Annotated in this window: 20 protein-coding genes and 1 pseudogene; 6 read left to right on the top strand and 15 right to left on the bottom strand. The window is 61.3% G+C overall.

Annotated features, from left to right (window positions below; genetic code table 11):
• The first annotated feature begins 85 nt into the window (after window positions 1-85).
• A complete protein-coding gene (gene tagQ / locus LOY50_RS28280) occupies window positions 86-1,024 on the top strand; it encodes a type VI secretion system-associated lipoprotein TagQ (protein ID WP_253470416.1) in 939 nt (312 codons plus the stop codon).
• A gap of 59 nt (window positions 1,025-1,083) precedes the next feature.
• Here the strand turns inward: tagQ and LOY50_RS28275 are convergent, their stop codons facing one another.
• Both LOY50_RS28275 and LOY50_RS28270 read right to left on the bottom strand, forming a co-directional pair.
• Entirely contained in the window at window positions 1,084-2,046 is a 963-nt protein-coding gene (locus tag LOY50_RS28275) for an IS110 family transposase (protein WP_018603751.1), read from the bottom strand.
• 943 nt (window positions 2,047-2,989) lie between these two features.
• Window positions 2,990-3,373 (bottom strand): annotated as a pseudogene (locus tag LOY50_RS28270) (DUF6124 family protein).
• 524 nt (window positions 3,374-3,897) lie between these two features.
• Here LOY50_RS28270 and LOY50_RS28265 point away from each other — a divergent pair.
• Entirely contained in the window at window positions 3,898-4,275 is a 378-nt protein-coding gene (locus LOY50_RS28265; RefSeq protein WP_214510123.1) for a helicase, read from the top strand.
• A gap of 166 nt (window positions 4,276-4,441) precedes the next feature.
• Here the strand turns inward: LOY50_RS28265 and LOY50_RS28260 are convergent, their stop codons facing one another.
• From LOY50_RS28260 to exbB, 6 genes are all read right to left on the bottom strand, one after another.
• Window positions 4,442-5,839 carry an aminoacyl-tRNA deacylase and HDOD domain-containing protein gene (locus LOY50_RS28260; RefSeq protein WP_253470415.1) on the bottom strand — a complete coding sequence of 466 codons (1,398 nt, stop codon included), beginning with the start codon at window positions 5,837-5,839 and terminating at the stop codon, window positions 4,442-4,444.
• 79 nt (window positions 5,840-5,918) lie between these two features.
• A complete protein-coding gene (gene recG / locus LOY50_RS28255; protein ID WP_253470414.1) occupies window positions 5,919-7,994 on the bottom strand; it encodes an ATP-dependent DNA helicase RecG in 2,076 nt (691 codons plus the stop codon).
• Window positions 7,995-8,003: 9 nt separating this feature from the next.
• A complete protein-coding gene (locus LOY50_RS28250; protein WP_072343175.1) occupies window positions 8,004-8,924 on the bottom strand; it encodes a hydrogen peroxide-inducible genes activator in 921 nt (306 codons plus the stop codon).
• A gap of 320 nt (window positions 8,925-9,244) precedes the next feature.
• Window positions 9,245-10,000, bottom strand: a complete 756-nt coding sequence (locus LOY50_RS28245; RefSeq protein ID WP_258689907.1) for an energy transducer TonB — start codon at window positions 9,998-10,000, stop codon at window positions 9,245-9,247.
• A complete protein-coding gene (exbD, locus tag LOY50_RS28240) occupies window positions 9,997-10,425 on the bottom strand; it encodes a TonB system transport protein ExbD (protein ID WP_003206888.1) in 429 nt (142 codons plus the stop codon). Before exbD ends, LOY50_RS28245 begins: the two co-directional genes overlap by 4 nt.
• A 6-nt stretch (window positions 10,426-10,431) precedes the next feature.
• Window positions 10,432-11,430, bottom strand: a complete 999-nt coding sequence (gene exbB / locus LOY50_RS28235; RefSeq protein ID WP_258689906.1) for a tonB-system energizer ExbB — start codon at window positions 11,428-11,430, stop codon at window positions 10,432-10,434.
• Window positions 11,431-11,618: 188 nt separating this feature from the next.
• Here exbB and LOY50_RS28230 point away from each other — a divergent pair, with 188 nt between their 5' ends.
• On the top strand, window positions 11,619-12,476 hold the full coding sequence (locus tag LOY50_RS28230) for an SDR family oxidoreductase (RefSeq protein ID WP_258689902.1): 858 nt from the start codon (window positions 11,619-11,621) through the stop codon (window positions 12,474-12,476).
• A gap of 56 nt (window positions 12,477-12,532) precedes the next feature.
• Here LOY50_RS28230 and LOY50_RS28225 read toward each other — a convergent pair whose 3' ends face one another.
• Window positions 12,533-12,658, bottom strand: coding sequence for a hypothetical protein (locus LOY50_RS28225; RefSeq protein ID WP_258689901.1), 126 nt, complete (start codon window positions 12,656-12,658; stop codon window positions 12,533-12,535).
• A gap of 64 nt (window positions 12,659-12,722) precedes the next feature.
• Between LOY50_RS28225 and LOY50_RS28220 the strand changes: the two genes are divergently transcribed.
• Window positions 12,723-13,622 carry a DMT family transporter gene (locus LOY50_RS28220; protein ID WP_253470404.1) on the top strand — a complete coding sequence of 300 codons (900 nt, stop codon included), beginning with the start codon at window positions 12,723-12,725 and terminating at the stop codon, window positions 13,620-13,622.
• Window positions 13,623-13,673: 51 nt separating this feature from the next.
• On the opposite strand, the gene LOY50_RS28215 is transcribed toward LOY50_RS28220, so the two are convergent.
• The 6 genes from LOY50_RS28215 to LOY50_RS28190 form a co-directional block, all read right to left on the bottom strand.
• Window positions 13,674-14,414 carry a hypothetical protein gene (locus LOY50_RS28215; RefSeq protein ID WP_253470402.1) on the bottom strand — a complete coding sequence of 247 codons (741 nt, stop codon included), beginning with the start codon at window positions 14,412-14,414 and terminating at the stop codon, window positions 13,674-13,676.
• Window positions 14,415-14,469: 55 nt separating this feature from the next.
• Window positions 14,470-14,850, bottom strand: a complete 381-nt coding sequence (locus tag LOY50_RS28210; RefSeq protein WP_003206880.1) for a RidA family protein — start codon at window positions 14,848-14,850, stop codon at window positions 14,470-14,472.
• A gap of 24 nt (window positions 14,851-14,874) precedes the next feature.
• Window positions 14,875-16,980, bottom strand: coding sequence for a bifunctional GTP diphosphokinase/guanosine-3',5'-bis pyrophosphate 3'-pyrophosphohydrolase (spoT, locus tag LOY50_RS28205; protein WP_053190083.1), 2,106 nt, complete (start codon window positions 16,978-16,980; stop codon window positions 14,875-14,877).
• Between the two features lie 60 nt (window positions 16,981-17,040).
• Window positions 17,041-17,304, bottom strand: a complete 264-nt coding sequence (gene rpoZ, locus LOY50_RS28200) for a DNA-directed RNA polymerase subunit omega (protein WP_003177259.1) — start codon at window positions 17,302-17,304, stop codon at window positions 17,041-17,043.
• Window positions 17,305-17,471: 167 nt separating this feature from the next.
• A complete protein-coding gene (gmk, locus tag LOY50_RS28195; RefSeq protein ID WP_003206877.1) occupies window positions 17,472-18,092 on the bottom strand; it encodes a guanylate kinase in 621 nt (206 codons plus the stop codon).
• Window positions 18,093-18,102: 10 nt separating this feature from the next.
• On the bottom strand, window positions 18,103-18,966 hold the full coding sequence (locus LOY50_RS28190; protein WP_253470400.1) for a YicC/YloC family endoribonuclease: 864 nt from the start codon (window positions 18,964-18,966) through the stop codon (window positions 18,103-18,105).
• Window positions 18,967-19,241: 275 nt separating this feature from the next.
• On the opposite strand from LOY50_RS28190, the gene rph reads away from it, so the two are divergent.
• Together rph and LOY50_RS28180 are read left to right on the top strand one after the other, a co-directional pair.
• A complete protein-coding gene (gene rph / locus LOY50_RS28185) occupies window positions 19,242-19,964 on the top strand; it encodes a ribonuclease PH (protein WP_003177262.1) in 723 nt (240 codons plus the stop codon).
• 31 nt (window positions 19,965-19,995) lie between these two features.
• On the top strand, window positions 19,996-20,364 hold the full coding sequence (locus LOY50_RS28180; RefSeq protein ID WP_013694558.1) for a DUF4870 domain-containing protein: 369 nt from the start codon (window positions 19,996-19,998) through the stop codon (window positions 20,362-20,364).
• Window positions 20,365-20,706: the final 342 nt, after the last annotated feature.

Raw genomic sequence — 20,706 nt, 5'->3', positions numbered from 1 at the left:
CGTTCGCTGTCAGCGAGCTTGGAAGGGACTCAGGCGGCGATAGGGCTGCGCTGAGCTGGTCAAAACTTAAAACGAGAACACAACTATGCTTTTCTCCCGTAAACCTTTTGCTTCGGGTTCCAAGCGTCACTTGCTGATGGTCGCTGTCGGCTTCAGCACCGTGCTGACCGGCTGCGCCACGTCGCCGACCTCCAAGGTCGCCTCGAGCACCAAAGTCGAGTACTACCCGAACTGCTACGAGCCGGTGCAGCACTTGCGCTCCACCGAAGGCAACATGACCAAGTCGGTAGTCACCGGCGCGGCCGTCGGCGCCGTCGGCGGTGCACTGCTGGGCGTCCTGACCGCCGATAAGGAAGACCGTGGCCGCAACGCCGCCATTGGTGCCGCGGGCGGCGCCCTGGCCGGTGGTGCAGCCGGTTACTACACCGAGCGCCAGAAGCAGATCGCCGATGACAACCAGCGCATCGCGTCCTACGCCGCCGACGTCAACAAAAGCGTCACCGACATCGACCGCAGCACGGCCTACGCCAAGACGTCGCAGCAGTGCTACCAGAACGCGTTCAGCAAACTGGTTGCCGACCGCAAGGCCAAGACTGTCAACGACACTGAAGGCCGCAAGCGCCTGGCAGAAATCGTCGCCGGCCTGAAAGAGTCGAACGACCTGATCGTCGCGGTCAACGGTAAAGCGTCCGAAGACCTGAACAACTACACCCAGGCTTACGAGAAAGATCTGCAGCAAGTGGGTGTGCAGCGTACTGACGTGGTGACCGTGGCCACTGCCGATACCACACCGGTCGTGGCTCAGACCACCACCAAGACCAAGAAGAAAGTGACGCCGGCGAAGAAGAAAGAACTGCCAACCGTGCCGAAAGAAGCGGTGACCACCGAGAAAACCCTGCAGACCGCCAAGGCCAAGCAGGATGAAAGCAAGCAGGTTGCCAGCGCGGGTACCACTCAGGTCAACAGCATGTGCAAAAACCCGGACCTGGGCGACTGGGCACCGGTTCCTTGCCCGAATGTTTGATTGAGTGATGGTTGCTGGTCATTGATCAGCAGCCAAAACCCAAAACCTTGTGGGAGATTCTATGTTGCAGGGCAACCCTGCAACATAGGCTTCGGCTGGTATTCGCTCTGATTTTTCATCAAGGCAAATGCCACCCGGCAGAGCTTGCGAGCAAGCACCACCAATGCCTGGGTTTTTGAGAAACCTCTGACCAGGTACGACTCATAAAACGGTTTCCATCTAGGCGAGCGACATGCCGTCATTGCAGCGATATGAGCTAAGCGGCGTATTTCTGGATCCCCCTTTTTACTCAGGTACCGGGGACCGTTCTTTTTTCCAGAATCATCGACCCGCAGGTCCATCCCTAAAAACGCGATAAATGCATCGCTGTCCGCAAAATCACCTCGCATAAAACTCGTCGCCAACCCAGTTGCGACCAGTTCACCAACGCCTTCGATGGCTTTGCAGCGGTCGATATTCGCCTCAATTCCCGACTCTTTGCTGACTTTTTGTAGCAACTTCTGGATGGCCTGAATCGCCTCTTTAAACGCTTTTTGCTGAGCAATCAGCGCTTTTTTTAACAAGGGTTCGTCGGCCCAGCTCAACATAAGACCCGCGTGATTCTTGACCAGCGTCGCGCGCCGATGAAGCAGGCTTTTTAATGTCGTGTAGGCCTTCGGTGGCGGGTTCCAGAGCCGCAGTTCGTGCTGTTCATTGGTCAAATACCGCGCCAGCAGACGGGCATCACAAGGATCGTTCTTAGCTCTTTGGCCGATGCCGCGACGATAGTTGCTCACCCGGTAAGCATCCACGACATAGACCTGATGACCCATCGCGTGAGCCAGCTCGACGGTATCCAGGTGATAGATATTGGTGGCTTCAACGGCAAGAGCGCTTTGGGCGGGCAACGTTTTTAGCCAGCGCTTGAGGGCTGTTCGATCATTCTTGATAGTGTCGATGGTTTGCAGATCAGAGCGATAAACAACAATTTCGGCCTTGGCTATATCGATACCAACAACCGTCTGCGAGGTAAGGATTGTCATGACGAATCCTCGGAGCTAGGGTTTAGGTGCTTGTTGGGGTCTACCTTTGCGCTGGCTTGTCTCTATCGTCGGTTTTACCGATGAATTCCTTATTGGCGCTTTGGGTAGAAAGGGCGGGACGAGAAGTCTCCCACGGTCCGTACTGGCTAGAGTCGGAATCGAGCTTTTAGTCCCGCCCACCCCTTCAAGTCTAAACATACAAGCGAGCCTGCTCGCGATAGCGTCGGTTCAGTTGGCATTAATGTCGACTGAACCGGCGCCATCGCGAGCAAGCTCGCTCCCACTGTTGTTTTTGGGGGCATATCCGTTGTTGCGGTAACGGCTACTTAGGGTTCCGCTCTTACAGCGGGTCACTTTCGAAAAGCGCGAAAGTAACCAAAGCGCTTTATGCCCCACCACTTGGTGCCTCGCTTAGGCTCGGCATGCCCTCACTCCGGCATTGCTCCGTGGGCCCGCCGCGAAGGGCCATCCATGGCCCAGCGCGGCTATTCCGGCATCCATGCCGGGATGCCCACTCCACAATGCCTGCGTTCGGCCAGCGTGGTTAACGGGGCGCCGAGATCAACGTCCACGCCGAGGCGGCCTAACAGCCGACCTGGCTCTCCCGGTCGTACACCCATCAGCTCTGTTTGAGCTGGACTTGTGGGAGTAAAGCTTGCTCGCGAGGCGGCCTGACAGCCGACCTGGCTCTCTCGGTCGTACATCCGTCAGATCTGTTTGAGCAGGACTTGTGGGAGTAAAACTTGCTCGCGAGGCGGCCTGACAGCCGACCTATCTCTCCCGGTCGTACCCCCGTCAGATCTGTTTGAGCAGGACCTGTGGGAGCAAAGCTTGCTCGCGAGGCGGCCTGACAGCCGACCTGGTTCTCCGGTTTACCCCAATTCAACTGTGGGAGCGAGCTTGCTCGCGATGGCGCCGGTTCAGCCTGCATCAATGCAAAGCTCTATACCTTGGCGCCGGGCGCCACCGCCTCCTTGGTTTCCAGATGATCCAACGCCCGCTCAACCAACAACTGCACCCCATCGGCCATGCGACTGATCGCCAGGGCGACACAGCGGCGCGAGTCATCCACGTCGTCAGCCAGGTCGGCGGCGATGGTGCTGATGGAGAGCAGGTCTTCGGAGGCGTTGGCCAGCAGGGTTTCGGTGTCGATGTGGGGGGCGACGATGAACAGTTTGGTGCTGTCGGGTTCTGGCGGTGAGGCGGGCTTTGGGTTGAGGTAGTAGTCGAGGGCGCGGGTGGCGGCGTCATCGAGCTTTTTTTCTTCCTGCGCTTGGACGCGGGATTTGTGGCCGTTTTACGGCGGATTGGGAGTGACCTTGAACATATTATTTTTCCGGTATTGGGGCTGACATCCTCTCGCTTGCATTCGAAAAGGGTGGCAACTGTGCGTAAGTGTGCAAGACCGGCCCGGAGTATCCGGCAGACCCGAAGGTCTCCCACGCACAGTTGCCATAACGGGGCGCGAGCATAAAAAAATGCTCGTCCAATAGCTATAACCAATTGTGCTCCAGGTCGGACTTGCACGTCCGTGTCACCGTTTTTTGGTGACGAACAGAGGTTAGCGGCCCACGCCCACCGCGCCTAGTTCATGAACAGCCCGGCGTGTTGAAGGAAATGTCCGAGGAACAGGAGAGCAAAAAGATCAAAAGATCGCAGCCTTCGGCAGCTCCTACGGAAATCGATGTAGGAGCTGCCGAAGGCTGCGATCTTTTGTTTTTGAGTTTTGTGACTTGGCAGTCATCTTTCGCGAAAACAAGCTTATCTTCCGCTAAAGCGATCCGATGATGGCGTTACGCCGAAGAATCGCTAAACTGCCAGCCAATCATCTTTCATCACGAGGCTGTGCCCATGAAATTTCGTTTTCTGCTGTGGATGCTGGGGTTGTTGATGGGCAAGGCCAGTCGGACCAATCCGGCGTTCCAGCAGCAGTTGGGCGACAAGGAATTGGTGTTTCAGCTGCAAACCCTGGACGGCAAGGTCGCCCGGCATTTCACGGTGAAAAACCAGCGGATCACTAGCCAGTCCGGCACTTACCCGGAGCCTGCGTTCGCCATCGCCTTCAAGGACGCCGCCTATGGCTTCGCCACGATGCAGGCGAAGAACAAGCAGCTGGCGTTCATGACGGGGATTCAGGACAAGTCGATCCAGATCAAGGGCAACCCGGCACTGGTGATCTGGTTCCAGGGGCTGACCAAGTATTTGAAGCCGAGGAAGCCTAAAGCCTAGTGATTCCCCTGTGGCGAGGGAGCTTGCTCCCGCTGGGCTGCGAAGCGGCCCCAAATGGATTGACGCGGTCCTCCAGGCGGATCGCGTCGGCAGGTTTTGCGTCTGCTGCGCAGCCGAGCGGGAGCAAGCTCCCTCGCCACAAAAGCTCAGCTGCCTGCGTCAGCAATCAATGGCTGAACTGCGAAGCCAGTTCCCGCAGCAGCACTTCCGCTTCCAGCACTTTGCTGACTACATCGTTGACCTTGTCCCGAGACAGGCCTACGCGCTCGAGCAATGCATCGGGAATTTCCTCGTCCGGGCCGGAGCCGATTCCTCGCGAGCGCAGCAGGCGTACGGCCAGGCATACCAGGTTCGGGTAGGCGGCGTATTCGCCGTCGTAGTGCGGGTCGTGCTGGAAACGCAGGGCGGTGGCCAGTTCGTCGGGCATGTCCCAGTAGCGCATCAGCCAGGCGCCGATCTGTTCGCGACTGATGCCCAGCAGGTGCTGTTCCACGTAGCTGTGGCACAGGTGCGGGTTGACCTCCAGGTGCCGGCAGATCAGCGAGAAGTGCGGCGGGAACACGTGGGCCAGCAGCAGATAACCGAAGTTGTGCAGCAGGCCGGACAGGTAGGTCAGGCCGCCTTCGGGACGCTGGGCGCGCGGCATGGCGCGGGTCAGGCCTTCGATGACGGCGGCGGTGTAGATCGACTGGTGCCAGTACGGCGTGGTGTGTTGCGGATGGTCCTTGGGCAGGCTCAGGGTCTTGCCCAGGGCCAGGCCCAGCGCCAGGTTGATCACCAAGTCGAAGCCCAGCACCCGCACGATGGCATCTTCCACCGAACGAATCTTGCCGGGTGATGCGTAGTAGGGCGAGGCGGCCCAGCTCACCACTTGCGCGGCCAGGGCCGGGTCGGTTTCCACCACGCCGGTGATGTCATCGATGGTCGCGTCGGGGTCGACCCGCAGCTTGATGATTTTCTGCGCGGTTTCGGCCAGCGGCGGGATCTCGATGGTTTCTTCCAGCCGTTGCTGGATACGCCGGGCGGTGAACGCCTGTACAGCCTGGGTGATTTCCTTGCGGTCGTCGTGCGGGCGGTCCAGGTTGGGGGTGATGTTGCTCACGGCTTCGCCGAACGTCGCGGCGCTGGCCTTGGTGAGCATGGTCTTGAATGCTTCGCTGGTGACTTCCAGCAACAGCCCCGGCTCACCGGAGTTGATCAGCAACTTCGGTTCGCGCAGCAGGCTTTCTTCGTACAGGCACGGTGAGCTGGTCAGCGCCGGCAGGCCGGGCAGCAGGCTCAGGCTATGTTTGCCGAGCATGCGCTCCAGGCGTTCGGTCGGCACCGCCGTGAGCTTGCGTCCGGTGAGTTCGGCCAGGCGGTTGAGGTCCAGCAGCTGACTTTGCGGAAACAGCACCATCAGCGCGCCAACGGCATCGTGCAGCAACACCGCCTGTACTTTGCGGGCTGGGTTCAGGCCGGGGCGTTCGAGTACTTCGTCATAGCCGATGCCCAATTTCTCGAGCAACAGCCGAATAACAGACGGAGCGTGCGGGGCTTCGGGGACGAGGGCAGCTTCTGTCATGGTCTGTATCCGTTTTCATACAAGTTGGTCAGTATAACCAGCTTGTCCGGCACGCGGGTCTTGAAAACTGAGCGCGTGCTCACACTTGGCCGTATTGCTGCCCATGACGCAGCCAGCGATCCAGCAGCGGGCTGACGTGGTCGGGCCAGCGTTCCAGCAGGGCCTGGGCGGCGTCGCGTACGGCGGGGAGCAGATCGGCGTCGCGCATCAGGTCGGCTACCTTGAATTGAAGCAGACCGGTCTGGCGTGTGCCGAGCATTTCACCGGGGCCGCGCAATTCGAGGTCTTTTTCGGCAATGACGAAACCGTCGTTGGTTTCGCGCATGATCCCCAGCCGCTGGCGGCCGATCTGCGACAACGGCGGGTGATAGAGCAGGACGCAATGGCTGGCGGCGCTGCCCCGGCCCACCCGGCCGCGCAGTTGGTGCAGCTGCGCCAGGCCCAGGCGCTCGGGGTTCTCGATGATCATCAGGCTGGCATTGGGCACGTCGACGCCCACCTCGATCACCGTGGTTGCGACCAGCAGTTGCAGGGCGCCGGCCTTGAACTCAGCCATGACGGCGGCTTTCTCGGCGGGCTTCATGCGGCCGTGGATCAGCCCGACCTTCAACTCGCCGAGGGCGGCGGTGAGGTCTTCATAGGTGGTTTCGGCCGCCTGGCAGGTCAGTTCTTCCGACTCTTCGATCAGCGTGCACACCCAATAAGCCTGCCGCCCTTCGGCGCAGGCGCTACGCACGCGCTCGATCACCTCCACTCGTCGGGTGTCGGTGACCAGCACGGTATTGACTGGTGTGCGGCCGGGCGGCAGTTCGTCGAGGATCGAGGTGTCGAGGTCGGCGTAGGCGCTCATCGCCAGGGTCCGCGGGATTGGCGTCGCGGTCATGATCAATTGATGAGGGCACATCCGCCCACCCACGCCTTTCTGCCGCAGGGCCAGGCGCTGTTGCACGCCGAAGCGGTGCTGTTCGTCGATGATCACCAGGGCCAGGTTCTTGAACTGCACTTCATCCTGGAACAGCGCATGGGTGCCGACCACCATCGGTGCGCCTTCGGCGATCTGTGCCAGGGCGGCGACGCGGTTCTTGCCCTTGAGCTTGCCGGCCAGCCAGGCGACTTCGATGCCCAGCGGTTCGAGCCAGCGCTGGAAGGTGATGAAATGTTGTTCGGCGAGGATCTCGGTGGGCGCCATCAGCGCCACCTGATAACCGGCCTCCAAGGCCTGCAGCGCCGCCAGGGCGGCGACCACGGTCTTGCCGGCGCCGACATCGCCCTGGATCAGCCGCAGCATCGGCTCCGGCTGGCTCAGGTCGTAGGCGATTTCGTTGCCGACCCGTTGCTGGGCGCCCGTGGGGGCGAAACCGAGGTTGGCCAGGTAGCGGGCCGGCAGATCCCTGGCCTTGGGCATGGCCGGGGCGCGCAGGGAACGCAGGCTTTCGCGCAGGCGTTGCTGCGACAGTTGATGGGTCAGCAGTTCTTCGAACGCCAGGCGATGCTGGGCCCAGTGATGGCCGAGGGCGAGTTCGTCGACGTCGGCATCGGCGGGCGGATGGTGCAGGTAGCGGATCGCGTCGGCCAGGGGGGCCAGGTGGTAATCCCGGGCCAGTTCCGTGGGCAACCAGTCGGGCAGGCTGCTGGGGCCGAGCAAGGTCAGGGTTTGTTGGCAGAGCTGGCGCAGACGTTGTTGGGTCAGGCCTTCGGTGAGCGGATAGACCGGGGTCAGGGTTTCATCCACGGGCGGCGGTTCGTCACCGGTAATGCTGCGGTATTCCGGATGATAGATCTCCAGCCCCGACGCACCGGGCCGTGCCTCGCCGTAGCAGCGCACGCGGGTGCCCCGCTTGAGGCCTTCCTTTTGTGCATTGCTGAAATGATAGAAGCGCAGGCTGAGCCCGCCGGTGCCGTCCTGCAGGCGCACCACCAGGCTGCGCCGACGACCCATGACCACGTCGGCGCCGCTGACGGTGCCTTCGATCACCGCATCCTGGCCCGGGCGCAAATGGCCGATGGGCACCACGCGGGTGCGGTCCTGGTAACGCAGGGGCAGGTGGAACAGCACGTCCTGGAGGTTTTCCAGGCCGACCTTGGCCAGTTTTTCGGCCATGGCTTCACCGACACCCTTGAGTGTCGTGACCGGCACTTTCGACAGCTCCGTCATGGCCGTGGCTTACTTGCCAGCGGGCGGCTTGGCCACGGAGCACAGACGGATCGAGTCAGCGAGGATCTCGATGGCCTTGGGCCGCGGGAAACTGGCGCGCCAGGCGATGGCGACGGTGCGGAACGGCACGGGCGGCGTCAGCGGGCGGACTTCGATCACGCCCGGGGAGTAATGATGGCTGTCCACCGCCGACAGCGGCAGGATCGAAATGCCCAGGCCCGAGGCGACCATGTGGCGGATGGTTTCCAGGGAGCTGGACTCCACCGTGGTGTGCTTGGCGCCTTCGCTGCCCTTGGTCAGGGTTGGGCAGGCTTCGAGCACCTGGTCGCGGAAGCAGTGGCCTTCGCCGAGCAACAGCAGGCTCTTGTCGTTGAGCAGGGCGGCGTCGATGGTCTTTTTCTGGGTCCAGGGGTGCTGGGCCGGCATCAGGACGTAGAACGGTTCGTCGTAGAGCGGCAGGGTCAGGACGTCGGCTTCGTTGAACGGCAGGGCGATGATGATCGCGTCCAGCTCGCCGTTGCGCAGCTTGTCGCGCAGCACATGGGTGAAGTTTTCTTCGATGTACAACGGCATCTGCGGGGCGACCCGGTGCAGTTGCGGAATCAGGTGCGGGAACAGGTACGGGCCGACGGTGTAGATCGCGCCGACTTTCAGCGGGGCGGTCAGTTGGTTCTTGCCGGCCTGGGCGAGTTCGCGAATGCCCTGGGCCTGCTCCAGGACCTTTTGTGCCTGGGCCACGATGCCTTCGCCCACGGGGGTCAGGCGCACGGCGCTTTTGCTGCGCTCGAAAATCAGCACACCGAGTTCGTCTTCAAGCTTTTTCACGCCCACCGACAGCGTCGGCTGGCTGACGTGGCAACGCTCGGCCGCATGGCCGAAATGCTGCTCTTGGGCGAGGGTCACGATGTAGCGTAATTCTGTGAGGGTCATGGCGAGCGTCCGTGAAGTTGCGAGCCAAGCATACCGGCTGCAATCGATAGACGCACGTTATCAGACTGGGGGCGGGGTGTGACACTGTCCAATGTCTGTGTGGTCAGGGGTTATTTAAGAATGTGGAGTTGTCTGTGGGAGCAAGGCTTGCCCGCGATGAAGTTAACGCGGTGTTCGCTGGAACCGAGGTGCCTGTATCGCGAGCAAGCTTTGCTCCCACAGATGCCCTGGCTCCACAGATGGCTTTGCTCCCAATCCCCTGTGCTCCAAAACGCTTGCCAGGAACAGCAAGCCCCTGTTACAGGGGCTGGTAATTGGGATCAGCGCCGGCGCTTGTCGATGGAGTACACAAACGGTGCCGTCAGTTCGATGGTGCCGTTGGTCAGCAGCTCGGCCGGTGGCTTGGGCAGCGGTTGGGCTTTGCGGATCATTTCCAGGGTGGCCTTGTCCAGCGAGTCCGTGCCGGAGCTGCCCACCAGTTCGAATGACAACACGTTGCCTTCGGCATCCACCACGAAACGCAGGCGGTTGGTGCCTTCCTTGTTCATCTGCTGGGCCCTGGGCGGGTACTTCTTGTACTTGCCCAGGTGCGCCAGCAGCGTGCCCTGCCAATTGGCCTTGGCAGCCGATTGTGCAGGCGACGGGCCAGGGGCCGGTTGCGCGGACTTCTCGGCCACTGACTGGGTTGGTGGGGTGTCGCTGGGCTTCTGCTCCGACGGCTGTTCCTTCGGCGGCTCGGGCTTTTTCTCCACCGGTTTGGGCTTGGGCGGTTGCGGCTTTGGCTTGGGCTTGACCGGCTTGGGCACGGAAATCTCCGGCTTCGGCGCTTCGGCAAGCTTGGGCAGCGGCAATTCTTCGACCGGCTCGGGAGGTTGCGGCGGTGTGACGACTTTGGGCGGTGCCGGTGGCGGCGGGGCTGGTACCGGCGCCAGCTCGACCATCATCGCCTGGGGAGGCAATTCGATGGGCGGGCGCGATGTCCAGTTCAGCGCCAGGGCGATGGCGAGCGCATGCACGCCCAGCACCACTGCCAGGCTACCGCTGTAACGCGTCAGCTTTTGGCGCGTCGTGATCATTTTTTGGGCGCCGTCTCGAGTCCGACCAAACCGACCTTCAGGTAGCCGGCGCCCCGCAGCGCGTCCATCACGCTCATCAGGTCGCCGTAGTCCACGCCTTTGTCGGCCTGGAAGAAGATCGTCGTGTCTTTCTTGCCTTGGGTCTTGGCGTCGAGGGTCGCGCCGAGGGTTTCGGCCTTGACCTCGTCTTCACCCAGGAACAGCCGCTGGTCAGCCTTGACGCTGAGGAACACCGGTTTCTCCGGCCGTGGCGAAGGCTTGGCCGTCGACGCTGGCAGGTCAACCTTGATGTCCACGGTGGCGAGCGGGGCGGCCACCATGAAGATGATCAACAGCACCAGCATCACGTCGATGAACGGCGTGACGTTGATTTCGTGGTTCTCGGCCAGATCGTCGTCTGCGCCTTCTTTCAAATGCAGGCCCATGGCCGATTACCCCACTTTCACCATGTGCGGTTGCGAGCTGCGCTCGGTCGGCTGGTGGTCGAGGTCACGGCTGACCAGCAGCAGGACTTCGGCCGAAGCATCGGAGACCTGGGCCTTGTAGCCGGCAATGGAGCGGGCGAAAACGTTGTAGATCACGACGGCCGGGATCGCTGCGACCAGGCCCAAGGCCGTTGCAAGCAAGGCTTCGGCGATGCCGGGTGCGACGACGGCGAGGTTGGTGGTCTGGGTCTTGGCGATGCCGATGAAGCTGTTCATGATGCCCCACACGGTGCCGAACAGGCCGACGAATGGCGCGGTAGAGCCGATGGTGGCGAGCACGCCGGTGCCGCTGCTCATGCTGCGACCACAGGCGGCAACCAGGCGCTCGAGGCGGAAGCTCACGCGCTCCTTGATGCCTTCTTTCTCGCGGCTGTTGGCCGACAGGCGCATCTCTTCGAGTGCGTCATGCACCAGCAGGTTGGCAAGAGTGCCTGCCTTCGCGGCGGTGGCGCTGGCTTCCTTGAGGGTGGTGGCTTTTTTCAGGGCGGCGATTTCACCACGCAAGCGACGCTTGGCACCCAGCAGCTCGAAGCCTTTGGCAATCCAGATGGTCCAGGTGATGATCGAGGCGATGGCCAGGCCGATCATCACGATTTTCACGATGATGTCGGCGTTCTTGTACATGCCCCATGGCGACAGGTCGTGAGCCATGCCCAGGGAGTTGTCGGCATTTTGCTGGTCTTGTTCCATCAGCTTCGCCGTTTCGCCGAGCTCGGACAATGCCTTTTGGACTTCTGGAGGAAGTGACGAGGTGTCCACGCTGCCGTCAGGGTTGCGCGGTACTTGCGGCGTGCTTGCAGCGGGTTCGCTAGTGGTTGCGGGAGCGGACGCTTGATCGGCGAATGCGGCGGCAGGCGCCAGCAGCAGGCTGAACAGCAGGGCGGCTACCGTGCTCCAGGCGCGAGGTCGATTGGTTGGCGAAGCGGGGGATAGAGAGCGTTTCATGCTGGCCGGACCTGAGAGAAAAAAGAAGGTTGATGTTCTTCCAGGCCTCGGGGGCCGAGAACAAAAGTGGTGGGCATTATTGCAATTAATTCTTGTTAACAAAAGTAATACAGTTACTTTTTTTGTCCCATGGCTAGCCGCTCGTCCCCTGCGAAGGCTAGTCTGCGGCTTTGCCAGAGGAGTTCTTGATGTCCGCGCCTTCTGTTTTGATCGCCGGCTGCGGTGATATCGGCGGCCGCCTGGCCAGCCAGTTAGTGGCCGAACATTGGCAAGTCCATGGCCTGCGGCGCACGGTTTCGAACCTGCCGGCGGGCGTCATCGGGGTGGCGGGGGATTTGTTCAGCGAGCAATGCCCCGCCGCCTGGCCCACCGGGTCACTGGATTACCTGGTGTACAGCGCCGCGGCCACCGACCATGACGAAGCGGGTTATCGCACGGCTTATGTCGAGGGGTTGCAGCACGTGTTGAGCTGGTTGAAGCAGCATGGGCAGCAGCCCAAGCGTCTGCTGTTTGTGTCCAGCAGCAGTGTGTATGGGCAACAGCAGGGCGAATGGGTGGATGAAACTTCGCCAACCGTGGCCGGCGGGTATTCCGGTCGCCTGATGCTCGAAGCCGAGCAAGTGGCCTTGGACAGTGGCATCCCGGCCAGTCGCGTGCGCCTGACCGGCATCTATGGGCCGGGTCGGGAATGGTTGCTGAGCCAGGTGCGCCAAGGCTATCGCGTCGTGATCGACCCACCGCTGTACGCCAATCGCATCCACGCCGATGATGCGGCCGGCTTGCTGGCGTTCCTGCTGGAGGCCGATCGCCAGGGCCAGGTGCTGGACGATTGCTACATCGGCGTCGACGACGCCCCTGCGCCGCTGGCCGAGGTGGTGGGCTGGTTGCGTGAATACATGGGCGTCACCCAGTGGGCCGAAGACGCCAGCGTGCGTCGTGCCGGCAGCAAGCGCTGCAGCAATGCCCGGGCGAAGGCCTTGGGCTGGACGCCGCGGTATCCGAGTTTTCGCGAGGGGTATGCGGCGATTCTGGAAGGGCGCTGCTGACACGGGCCTGCTCGGCATGTGCTCGATGATGGGGGTCGGCGCCAAGGGCTAGTCCTCTATGGGCTCTTGCCGTCCTGAGTACCTTCCAGGTCTTGACTTGGTTCATCGAGCTCGCCGAGCATTATCCGCTGCTTGCCGAAGCCAAGAGTGATCTGCAGGCCACCCGCAACCGTTTCAGTCATCTTTTGCGTCGTCGGTGAGCCAACATCCTATCGAACGACCTAACAGCGACAAGGACCGTCATCAATGCAAGCCAGTTTCAGCAAAGGCGTTATCTTTGCACTCTCCGCCGCCGCACTTAACGCCACGATAGGCGTGCTCAGCAAAGTGCTCATGAGCAATGGTTTCACCGCCAGCAGTGTCGCCGTCATAAAGACAGTCCTGGGTTGTCTGCTGCTCTCGGCCTTGCTGCTGTTTATCAAGCGTCCGGCGACGACGGCCAAATGGACCCAGGCGGCGATCTGCGCGTTTCTCGGTATCTTTGTGCTGTTCCACTTCGAAACGGCTGCCTATCGGCATTACGCTGCGGCGGGTGTAGTCGTGATGCTGATGGCCAGTGCTTCCATTTCCTCGATTGTGCTCGGACGCATAATCCTCAAGGATCCGATCACCGCGAACGCCACTGTGGGTGCCGCCTTGGCGATCGCCGGAATCGCGGTGATCTTTGGCGCCGATCTGCAGCAGGGCTTCACGCTCCAGGGCGTTGCGCTCGCGTCCATGGCGGGCTGCGGCTATGGGGCGTTTTCGGTAGCCATGAAGCGGATGGGCGTGTCCGGTGGGCTGCACTTCACTCGTCAGTTGCTGTTCTTCGGCAGCCTGTACTTGCTGATGCCGGCTTCGGCCGACGGCTTTGTGATCGGTGAGCTGTCGCCCTGGGCGATTGGCGCACTGCTGGCGTTGGCCGCGCTGCCGACCATCCTCGGTTTTTTCTGCACCACCAAGGCAATCGAGTACCTCAAGCCATCCCAGGTGCAAGCCTTGGAGCTGACCGAGCCACTGTTCGCCGCACTGCTGGCATTTGTTGTGCTCAATGAGGTGCCGCGCGAAAGCCTGTACCCGGGCGCACTGCTGATCATCATTGGGCTGTGTTTCTCCAATGAGCTGATCCGCCTGGGTAGAAAAAAGCCAGTTCCGTCTCGCGCGTGAACCTTTGCCGGGAGGGGGCGCTCGTACAGTTACTTCAAGGCGCCCTGTCTCTTACTGCTTTTCCAGCAACCACTGCCGAGTGCCCGGCGTGAACGAAGGCATTTCATCGGCCAGCGCGGCGTTGACGGTCTGGAAGATCTCCAGCTTCTTGCCGTCGCGGGCAAAGATCCAGGTGTTGCCCTGGCCGTTCTGTTGCAGCCAGATGTTGTCGTTGCCACCGCTCATGGAGGCGCAATCGCCGGCCAGGCACAAGGCATAGCGATCGGCACCCGGAAGGCCGCTGACCTGGCCGTCGGGCTGGAATTGCACGGTGGCGCCCTGGCCGGGGCCGCTGGCGATGTTCCAGGTGCCGCCCAGGTAGGCGGCATACAGCGCACGCTCGAAACTGGCGCCGATGGGCGCGCCTTCCGGGACCTGGACTTGTGCGCGATCGAACACCTGCTGCGGTTCGTTCTCGGTGGCGGCCTGGCTCAACTGGTCGCCGTCGCGCTTGAGTTCGCTGGCGGAGCTGCCGTAGAAGTCGACTTTCCAGGCGCCGTCTTCTTCGCCCAGCAATTTGCCTTCGACGTTTTCAAAGCCGTTGGTGTAGCGCGCCTGGCCGGCCCGGGTGTTGACGTCCCATTCCAGGTTCGGGCCATAGCCCTGCAGCGCTTCGCGAAGCGGGCCGCCCTTGGCGGCAGCGTCGATGGCTGCCTGGTTGATCCAGGTGCCGCTGATGTCACGGTCGGCAGGGTCGCTGGCGCAGCCGCCCAGAAGCAGGGCAGCCAGCGAGAGAGCAAGCGCTTTGCGCATGGTGGAATCCTTTCAAGACGAAAACGGCGCAGCAGGGGAGGCCGCGCCGGCCTTATTACTCGATGACCAGGATGGCATCCATCTCAACCTGAGCGCCCTTGGGCAGGGCAGCCACGCCGATGGCGGCGCGGGCAGGGTAAGGCTGGTCGAAGTACTTGCCCATCACCTCGTTGACCTTGGCGAAGTGGCTCAGGTCGGTGAGGAAGATGTTCAGCTTGACGATGTCCTTGAACGAACCACCGGCGGCCTCGGCCACGGCCTTGAGGTTTTCGAACACCTGCACGGTCTGGGCTTCGAAGCCTTCCACCAGCTCCATGGTCTTGGGGTCCAGTGGAATCTGGCCCGACATGTACACGGTGTTGCCAGCCTTGATCGCCTGGGAATAAGTACCGATGGCGGCCGGGGCCTTGTCGCTGGTGATAACAGTCTTGGTCATGAATGACTCCTGATAACGAATGGGCTACGCGCGCATGCGGGTGATGCGGATAACGCCGGTCAGGGCGCGCAGTTTCTTGATCACGCGGGCCAGGTGCACACGGTCGTGTACGCTGACCACCAATTGAACGACGCTGATGCGGCCATCGCGTTCATCCATGCTGATTTTTTCGATATTGCCGTCGGCGGCATTGACGCTGCTGGCCAGCAGGGCGATCAGGCCGCGCTGGTGCTCCAGCTCGACCCGCAGCTCGACGTTGAATTCGCCGGTGACATCCTTGGCCCAGGAGAGCTGGATGCATTTTTCCGGGTTGTGCCGGATTTCGCTGATGTTGCGGCAGTTGTCCAGGTGCACGACCATCCCTTTGCCGGCGGACAAATGGCCGACAATCGGGTCGCCCGGGATCGGCGTGCAACACTTGGCATAACTGAGCACCAGGCCCTCGGTGCCGCGAATCGCCAGCGGGCCTTCGGGGCTTGGCAACTGTTCGCCTTCGCCGAGCAGGCGACGGGCAACGACGTAGGCCATGCGATTGCCCAGGCCGATGTCTTCGAGCAGGTCTTCGATCAATTCGAGACGGTATTCGTGGAGCATCAGTTGCACGCGCTCGGCCGGGATCTTGTCCAGCGAGCTGTCGAAACCGTTCAGCACCTTGTTCAGCAGGCGTTCGCCGAGGCTGATGGATTCGGAGCGGCGTTGCAGTTTCAGGGCGTGACGGATATGGGTGCGGGCCTTGCCGGTGACCACGAAATTGAGCCATGCCGGGTTGGGTCGTGCGCCCGGGGCGCTGACGATTTCAACCGTGGAGCCGCTTTGCAGCGGTTCGGACAACGGTGCCAGGCGGCGGTTGATCCGGCACGCGATGCAACTGTTGCCGACGTCGGTGTGCACCGCATAGGCAAAGTCCACGGCCGTGGAGCCTTTGGGCAGCTCCATGATCCGGCCCTTGGGCGTGAAGACGTAGACCTCGTCCGGGAACAGATCGATCTTCACGCTCTCGATGAATTCCAGGGAGTTGCCGGCACGCTGCTGCATTTCCAGCACGCCCTTGACCCACTGCCGGGCACGGGCGTGGGTGCTCTTGGGTTGTTCGTCACCGCTGGATTTGTACAGCCAGTGAGCGGCGATGCCATTATTGGCCATCTCTTCCATTTCGCGGGTGCGGATCTGGATTTCGATGGGTACGCCGTGCATGCCGAACAGCGTGGTGTGCAGCGACTGATAGCCGTTGGCCTTGGGGATCGCGATGTAATCCTTGAAGCGCCCCGGCAACGGTTTGTACAAATTATGTACAGCGCCCAGCACGCGGTAGCAGGTATCGACCTTGTCGACGATGATCCGGAACGCGTAGACGTCCATGATCTCGTTGAAGGCCCGACGCTTGCCGCGCATTTTCTTGTAGATGCCGTAGAGGTGTTTCTGCCGCCCGCTGACTTCGCCTTCGATGCCGTCGATGGCCAGGCAGTGGCTCAGGGACTCTTCGATCTTGTTGACGATTTCCTTGCGGTTGCCCCGGGCGCGCTTGACGGCCTGGTTGATCCGCGCCGAACGCATCGGGTGCATGGCCTTGAAACCGAGGTCTTCGAACTCGATGCGGATCGCGTGCATGCCCAGGCGGTTGGCGATGGGGGCGTAGATTTCCAGGGTTTCCTTGGCGATGCGCCGGCGTTTTTCGCCGGACAGCACTTCCAGGGTGCGCATGTTGTGCAGGCGGTCGGCGAGCTTGACCAGGATCACGCGAATGTCGCGAGCCATGGCCATGGCCATTTTCTGGAAGTTTTCGGCCTGGGCCTCGGCCTTGGTCTCGAAGTTCATCTGGGTCAGCTTGCTGACCCCGTCGACCAGTTCGGCCACGGTTTCGCCGAACTGCGCTTGCAGCGCTTCCTTGGCAATGCCGGTGTCTTCGATCACGTCATGCAGCATCGCCGCCATCAGGCTCTGATGGTCCATGTGCATGTCGGCAAGAATATTCGCCACCGCAAGGGGATGCGTGACGTACGCCTCGCCGCTGCGGCGGCGTTGGCCGTCGTGGGCTTGTTCGGCGTAGAAATAGGCTCGGCGGACCAGGTTGACCTGGTCCGTGCCGAGGTAGGCCGATAAGCGATCGGCGAGGGCGTCTATGCTCGGCATGATGATGACTCCTGCCGTTTGCTGTGACCCCGCGCCGTGCTACGTCGACCAGGCATAGGCTTAGACCGCCTCGTTGGACTCGTCCTCGAACGCTGCGAACAGCGGTTCGTCTTCGACGATTTCAGCGTTGGCGATGAACTCGTAGCTCATCAGGCCTTCGGCGATTTCACGCAGCGCTACTACGGTAGGCTTGTCGTTTTCCCACTGGACCAACGGCTCTTTGCCACCGGTGGCCAGTTGACGGGCACGCTTGGTAGAGAGCATGACCAGCTCAAAGCGGTTTTCCACGTGTTCTAGGCAGTCTTCAACGGTTACGCGGGCCATGGTATTCCTCGGAGCGAATGCAATATGCGCGCTGCCCGGTTGGGCGAGCGGACTCGACAGTTTAAAAAAACACCAGCGTTTAGGGAAGCGCTGATTTTTTAACCAAACCCCTCGGCGCGCTGCGACTACCAATGTAAAGCCGTCGCAGCGGTTTTGGGAAGAGCTGTTCAGCCCAACAATTCGGCCAATAATTTGCCGAAACGTTGCTGCTGGCGTTTCTGCTGCAGCTGGCTGGCGCGGAAAATCGCCTTCAGGTCGTCCAGCGCGTGGGCGAAATCGTCGTTGATGATCAGGTAATCATAGTCGACGTAGTGACTCATCTCGCTGACCGCTTCGCGCATCCGGCCCTCGATGATGTCGTCGCTGTCCTGGCCACGGTTGGTCAGGCGCTGGCGCAGGGCCTGCTGGCTCGGCGGCAGGATGAAGATCGAACGGGCCTGGGGCATCAGCTTGCGCACCTGCTCGGCGCCTTGCCAGTCGATTTCCAGGATCAGGTCGTGACCTTCGTCCAGGGTCTGCTGCAAGTAGCTTTGCGAAGTGCCATAAAGGTTGCCGAAAACTTCGGCGCGCTCCAGGAAGTCGCCGTGTTCGGCCATCTTCACGAACTCTTCGCGGTCGACGAAGTGATAGTTCACACCATTCACTTCGCCCGGACGCATGGCGCGGGTGGTGTGCGAGACCGAGACGCGGATCTGCGGTTCGGCATCGATCAGTGCCTTGACCAGGCTGGTCTTGCCGGCGCCCGAGGGCGCGGAAATGATGTAGAGGGTGCCGGTGCTGTGGGTCATGTCGTTAGCCTTACTCAATGTTCTGCACTTGTTCGCGCATTTGTTCGATCAACACCTTGAGGTTGACCGCCGCCTGGGTGCTGCGCGGGTCGAAGGCCTTGGAGCCCAGTGTATTGGCCTCGCGGTTGAGCTCCTGCATCAGGAAGTCGAGGCGGCGACCGGCCGCACCGCCGGACTTGAGCACCCGGCGAACTTCGATGATGTGGGTGCTCAGGCGATCCAGTTCTTCGGCCACGTCGCTCTTTTGCGCGAGCATGACCATTTCCTGTTCCAGGCGTTGCGGGTCCAGCTCGGCCTTCATGTCGGTGAAGCGGTCGAGGACCTTCTGGCGCTGGGTGGCGAGCATCTGCGGGACCAGTTCGCGCAGGGTGCTGACGTCTTCTTCGATGGAGGTCAGGCGCTCGTTGATCAGCCGGGCCAGCTCCGCACCTTCGCGCTCGCGGCCGGCCTTGAGTTCCTTGAGTCCTTCATTGAACAGCGCCATCGCCTCGGCGTTCAGCGCCTGCGGGTCGCTCGCGTCACCCACCAGCACGCCGGGCCAGCCCAGGACTTCCAGTGGGTTCAGGGCGGCAGGGTGCTTGATCAGGCTGGCGACGGTTTCGGCGGCGGCGACCAGTTGCGCGGCGCGCTCGCGGTCCACCTGCAAGGCTTTGCCAGTGTTTTCTTCGGTGAAGCGCAGGGTGCATTCCAGCTTGCCCCGGGACAGGCCCTGGCGCAGCGCCTCGCGCACGCCGCCTTCGAGGTCGCGGAAAGACTCGGGCAGGCGCAGGTGCGGCTCCAGGTAGCGGCTGTTGACCGAGCGCAGTTCCCAGCTCAGCGTGCCTTGGGCCCCGGCTTTTTCGACGCGGGCGAAGGCGGTCATGCTGTGCACCATGGAGGATCCTCGCAATGCAGGCGGCCACAACGGGTGGTCGTGGGGCCTGGAATCTGTGAATAAAAGCCGAAGGGCAGCAAAGGCGCAGGATTGTAGCGCAGTGAAGCGCATGCCCCCAACCGCGCTTGCGACAAAGCGCAGCAGCCCGTCGGGCGGGCCTTTGCGCGGCCTCGCTCGCGCCGGCTTTTTAGAACCGAGCGACGTTTAACTGCCCTATGACGATTCACGGCTCTATAATGCTCGGCAGTTTTCCGTCCTCCGTACAGGTATTCCCTATGAAACGTCCAAGTGGTCGCGCTGCCGATCAGCTTCGCTCGATCCGCATTACCCGCAACTACACCAAACACGCCGAGGGATCTGTACTGGTCGAATTCGGTGATACCAAAGTCATCTGCACTGTCAGTGTCGAAAACGGCGTGCCACGGTTCCTCAAGGGTCAGGGCCAGGGCTGGTTGACGGCCGAATACGGCATGCTGCCGCGCGCCACCGGTGAGCGGAACCAGCGTGAGGCCAGCCGTGGCAAGCAAGGCGGCCGTACCCTGGAAATCCAACGCTTGATCGGCCGTTCGCTGCGTGCTGCCCTGGACATGTCCAAGTTGGGCGACGTAACGCTGTATGTCGATTGCGACGTGATCCAGGCCGACGGCGGTACCCGTACTGCCTCCATCACCGGGGCTATGGTCGCCCTGGTCGATGCCTTGAAAGTGATCAAGAAGCGCGGCGGCCTTAAGGGCGGCGACCCGCTCAAGCAAATGATCGCCGCTGTGTCCGTGGGCATGTACCAGGGCGAGCCGGTGCTGGACCTGGATTACCTGGAAGACTCCGCTGCCGAGACTGACCTGAACGTGGTCATGACCAGTGCCGGCGGTTTCATCGAAGTCCAGGGCACCGCCGAGGGCGCACCGTTCCAGCCGGAAGAATTGAACGCTATGCTGGAGTTGGCGAAGAAAGGCATGAACGAAATCTTCGAACTGCAAAAGGCCGCCTTGGCTGACTGATCGATTCCCGCTTCAAGACAAGGAGAGCGTCATGAGTGATGAGCAAATCCTACTGCCCCAGCCGAGCAAAGAGGCGCGTCAATGGGCAATGTTTTGTCACCTGTCCGCCTTGTTGGGGATCTGGATTCCGTTCGGCACGCTGATCGGGCCGCTGGTGCTCTGGCAGCTCAAGCGTGAGTCCGACCCGTTCATCGATGCCCAGGGCAAGGAAGCGCTGAACTTCCAGATCACCGTGGCGATTGCCTCGGCGATCAGCCTGCTGCTGATGGTCGTGGTGATCGGCTTCTTCCTGTTCGGCCTGGTGGCCATCGGTGCGCTGGTGCTGACGATCATTGGTGGCGTGAAGGCCAATGAAGGGCAGCCGTATCGGTATCCGTTTACCTGGCGCTTGGTCAAGTAACGATCAGCGCTGCGATTCAAGGACAATGCCCCGGCTTATCGGGGCATTGTCTTTTTTGAAGTCATGAATGTTTCTCTTTATGTGCAATCTTCCATTGCGTAGCGAGTGAGTGTGCGCATATTCCGCTCTTACACTTCTAGTCACAACTGCACAGTTTTAGTGCGGTCTCTATGCTTGGCAATAAGACACTTCGATTGATAGAGTTGCGCCAAGTTATATTCCTCCAGAAATATTTCGATATATTCAGACCATTGAAGGTCCTTGAATTCAAAGCCAATCAGTGTTGAGGCAATCAACCTGTTCAAGAGGCGTGTCCAGGTAAAAAGTTCGCCCCTGAATATA

The sequence above is a fragment of the Pseudomonas sp. B21-010 genome, assembly GCF_024749325.1.
Lineage (GTDB): Bacteria > Pseudomonadota > Gammaproteobacteria > Pseudomonadales > Pseudomonadaceae > Aquipseudomonas > Aquipseudomonas kilonensis.
The sequence above is the reverse complement of the archived record's forward strand: the minus strand, read 5'-3'. Positions and strand labels throughout refer to the sequence as shown.

Bases quoted from the DNA above. Each gene is read 5' to 3' on its own strand.
- LOY50_RS28260 (WP_253470415.1), bottom strand. From the start codon at position 5,839: ATGACAGAAGCTGCCCTCGTCCCCGAAGCCCCGCACGCTCCGTCTGTT.
- LOY50_RS28210 (WP_003206880.1), bottom strand. From the start codon at position 14,850: ATGACCAAGACTGTTATCACCAGCGACAAGGCCCCGGCCGCCATCGGT.
- LOY50_RS28250 (WP_072343175.1), bottom strand. From the start codon at position 8,924: ATGACCCTCACAGAATTACGCTACATCGTGACCCTCGCCCAAGAGCAG.
- rph (WP_003177262.1), top strand. From the start codon at position 19,242: ATGAAACGTCCAAGTGGTCGCGCTGCCGATCAGCTTCGCTCGATCCGC.
- exbD (WP_003206888.1), bottom strand. From the start codon at position 10,425: ATGGGCCTGCATTTGAAAGAAGGCGCAGACGACGATCTGGCCGAGAAC.
- gmk (WP_003206877.1), bottom strand. From the start codon at position 18,092: ATGACCCACAGCACCGGCACCCTCTACATCATTTCCGCGCCCTCGGGC.
- tagQ (WP_253470416.1), top strand. From the start codon at position 86: ATGCTTTTCTCCCGTAAACCTTTTGCTTCGGGTTCCAAGCGTCACTTG.
- rpoZ (WP_003177259.1), bottom strand. From the start codon at position 17,304: ATGGCCCGCGTAACCGTTGAAGACTGCCTAGAACACGTGGAAAACCGC.
- LOY50_RS28220 (WP_253470404.1), top strand. From the start codon at position 12,723: ATGCAAGCCAGTTTCAGCAAAGGCGTTATCTTTGCACTCTCCGCCGCC.
- LOY50_RS28215 (WP_253470402.1), bottom strand. From the start codon at position 14,414: ATGCGCAAAGCGCTTGCTCTCTCGCTGGCTGCCCTGCTTCTGGGCGGC.
- LOY50_RS28230 (WP_258689902.1), top strand. From the start codon at position 11,619: ATGTCCGCGCCTTCTGTTTTGATCGCCGGCTGCGGTGATATCGGCGGC.
- recG (WP_253470414.1), bottom strand. From the start codon at position 7,994: ATGACGGAGCTGTCGAAAGTGCCGGTCACGACACTCAAGGGTGTCGGT.
- LOY50_RS28265 (WP_214510123.1), top strand. From the start codon at position 3,898: ATGAAATTTCGTTTTCTGCTGTGGATGCTGGGGTTGTTGATGGGCAAG.
- LOY50_RS28245 (WP_258689907.1), bottom strand. From the start codon at position 10,000: ATGATCACGACGCGCCAAAAGCTGACGCGTTACAGCGGTAGCCTGGCA.
- LOY50_RS28275 (WP_018603751.1), bottom strand. From the start codon at position 2,046: ATGACAATCCTTACCTCGCAGACGGTTGTTGGTATCGATATAGCCAAG.
- LOY50_RS28225 (WP_258689901.1), bottom strand. From the start codon at position 12,658: ATGACTGAAACGGTTGCGGGTGGCCTGCAGATCACTCTTGGCTTCGGC.
- exbB (WP_258689906.1), bottom strand. From the start codon at position 11,430: ATGAAACGCTCTCTATCCCCCGCTTCGCCAACCAATCGACCTCGCGCC.
- LOY50_RS28190 (WP_253470400.1), bottom strand. From the start codon at position 18,966: ATGGTGCACAGCATGACCGCCTTCGCCCGCGTCGAAAAAGCCGGGGCC.
- LOY50_RS28180 (WP_013694558.1), top strand. From the start codon at position 19,996: ATGAGTGATGAGCAAATCCTACTGCCCCAGCCGAGCAAAGAGGCGCGT.
- spoT (WP_053190083.1), bottom strand. From the start codon at position 16,980: ATGCCGAGCATAGACGCCCTCGCCGATCGCTTATCGGCCTACCTCGGC.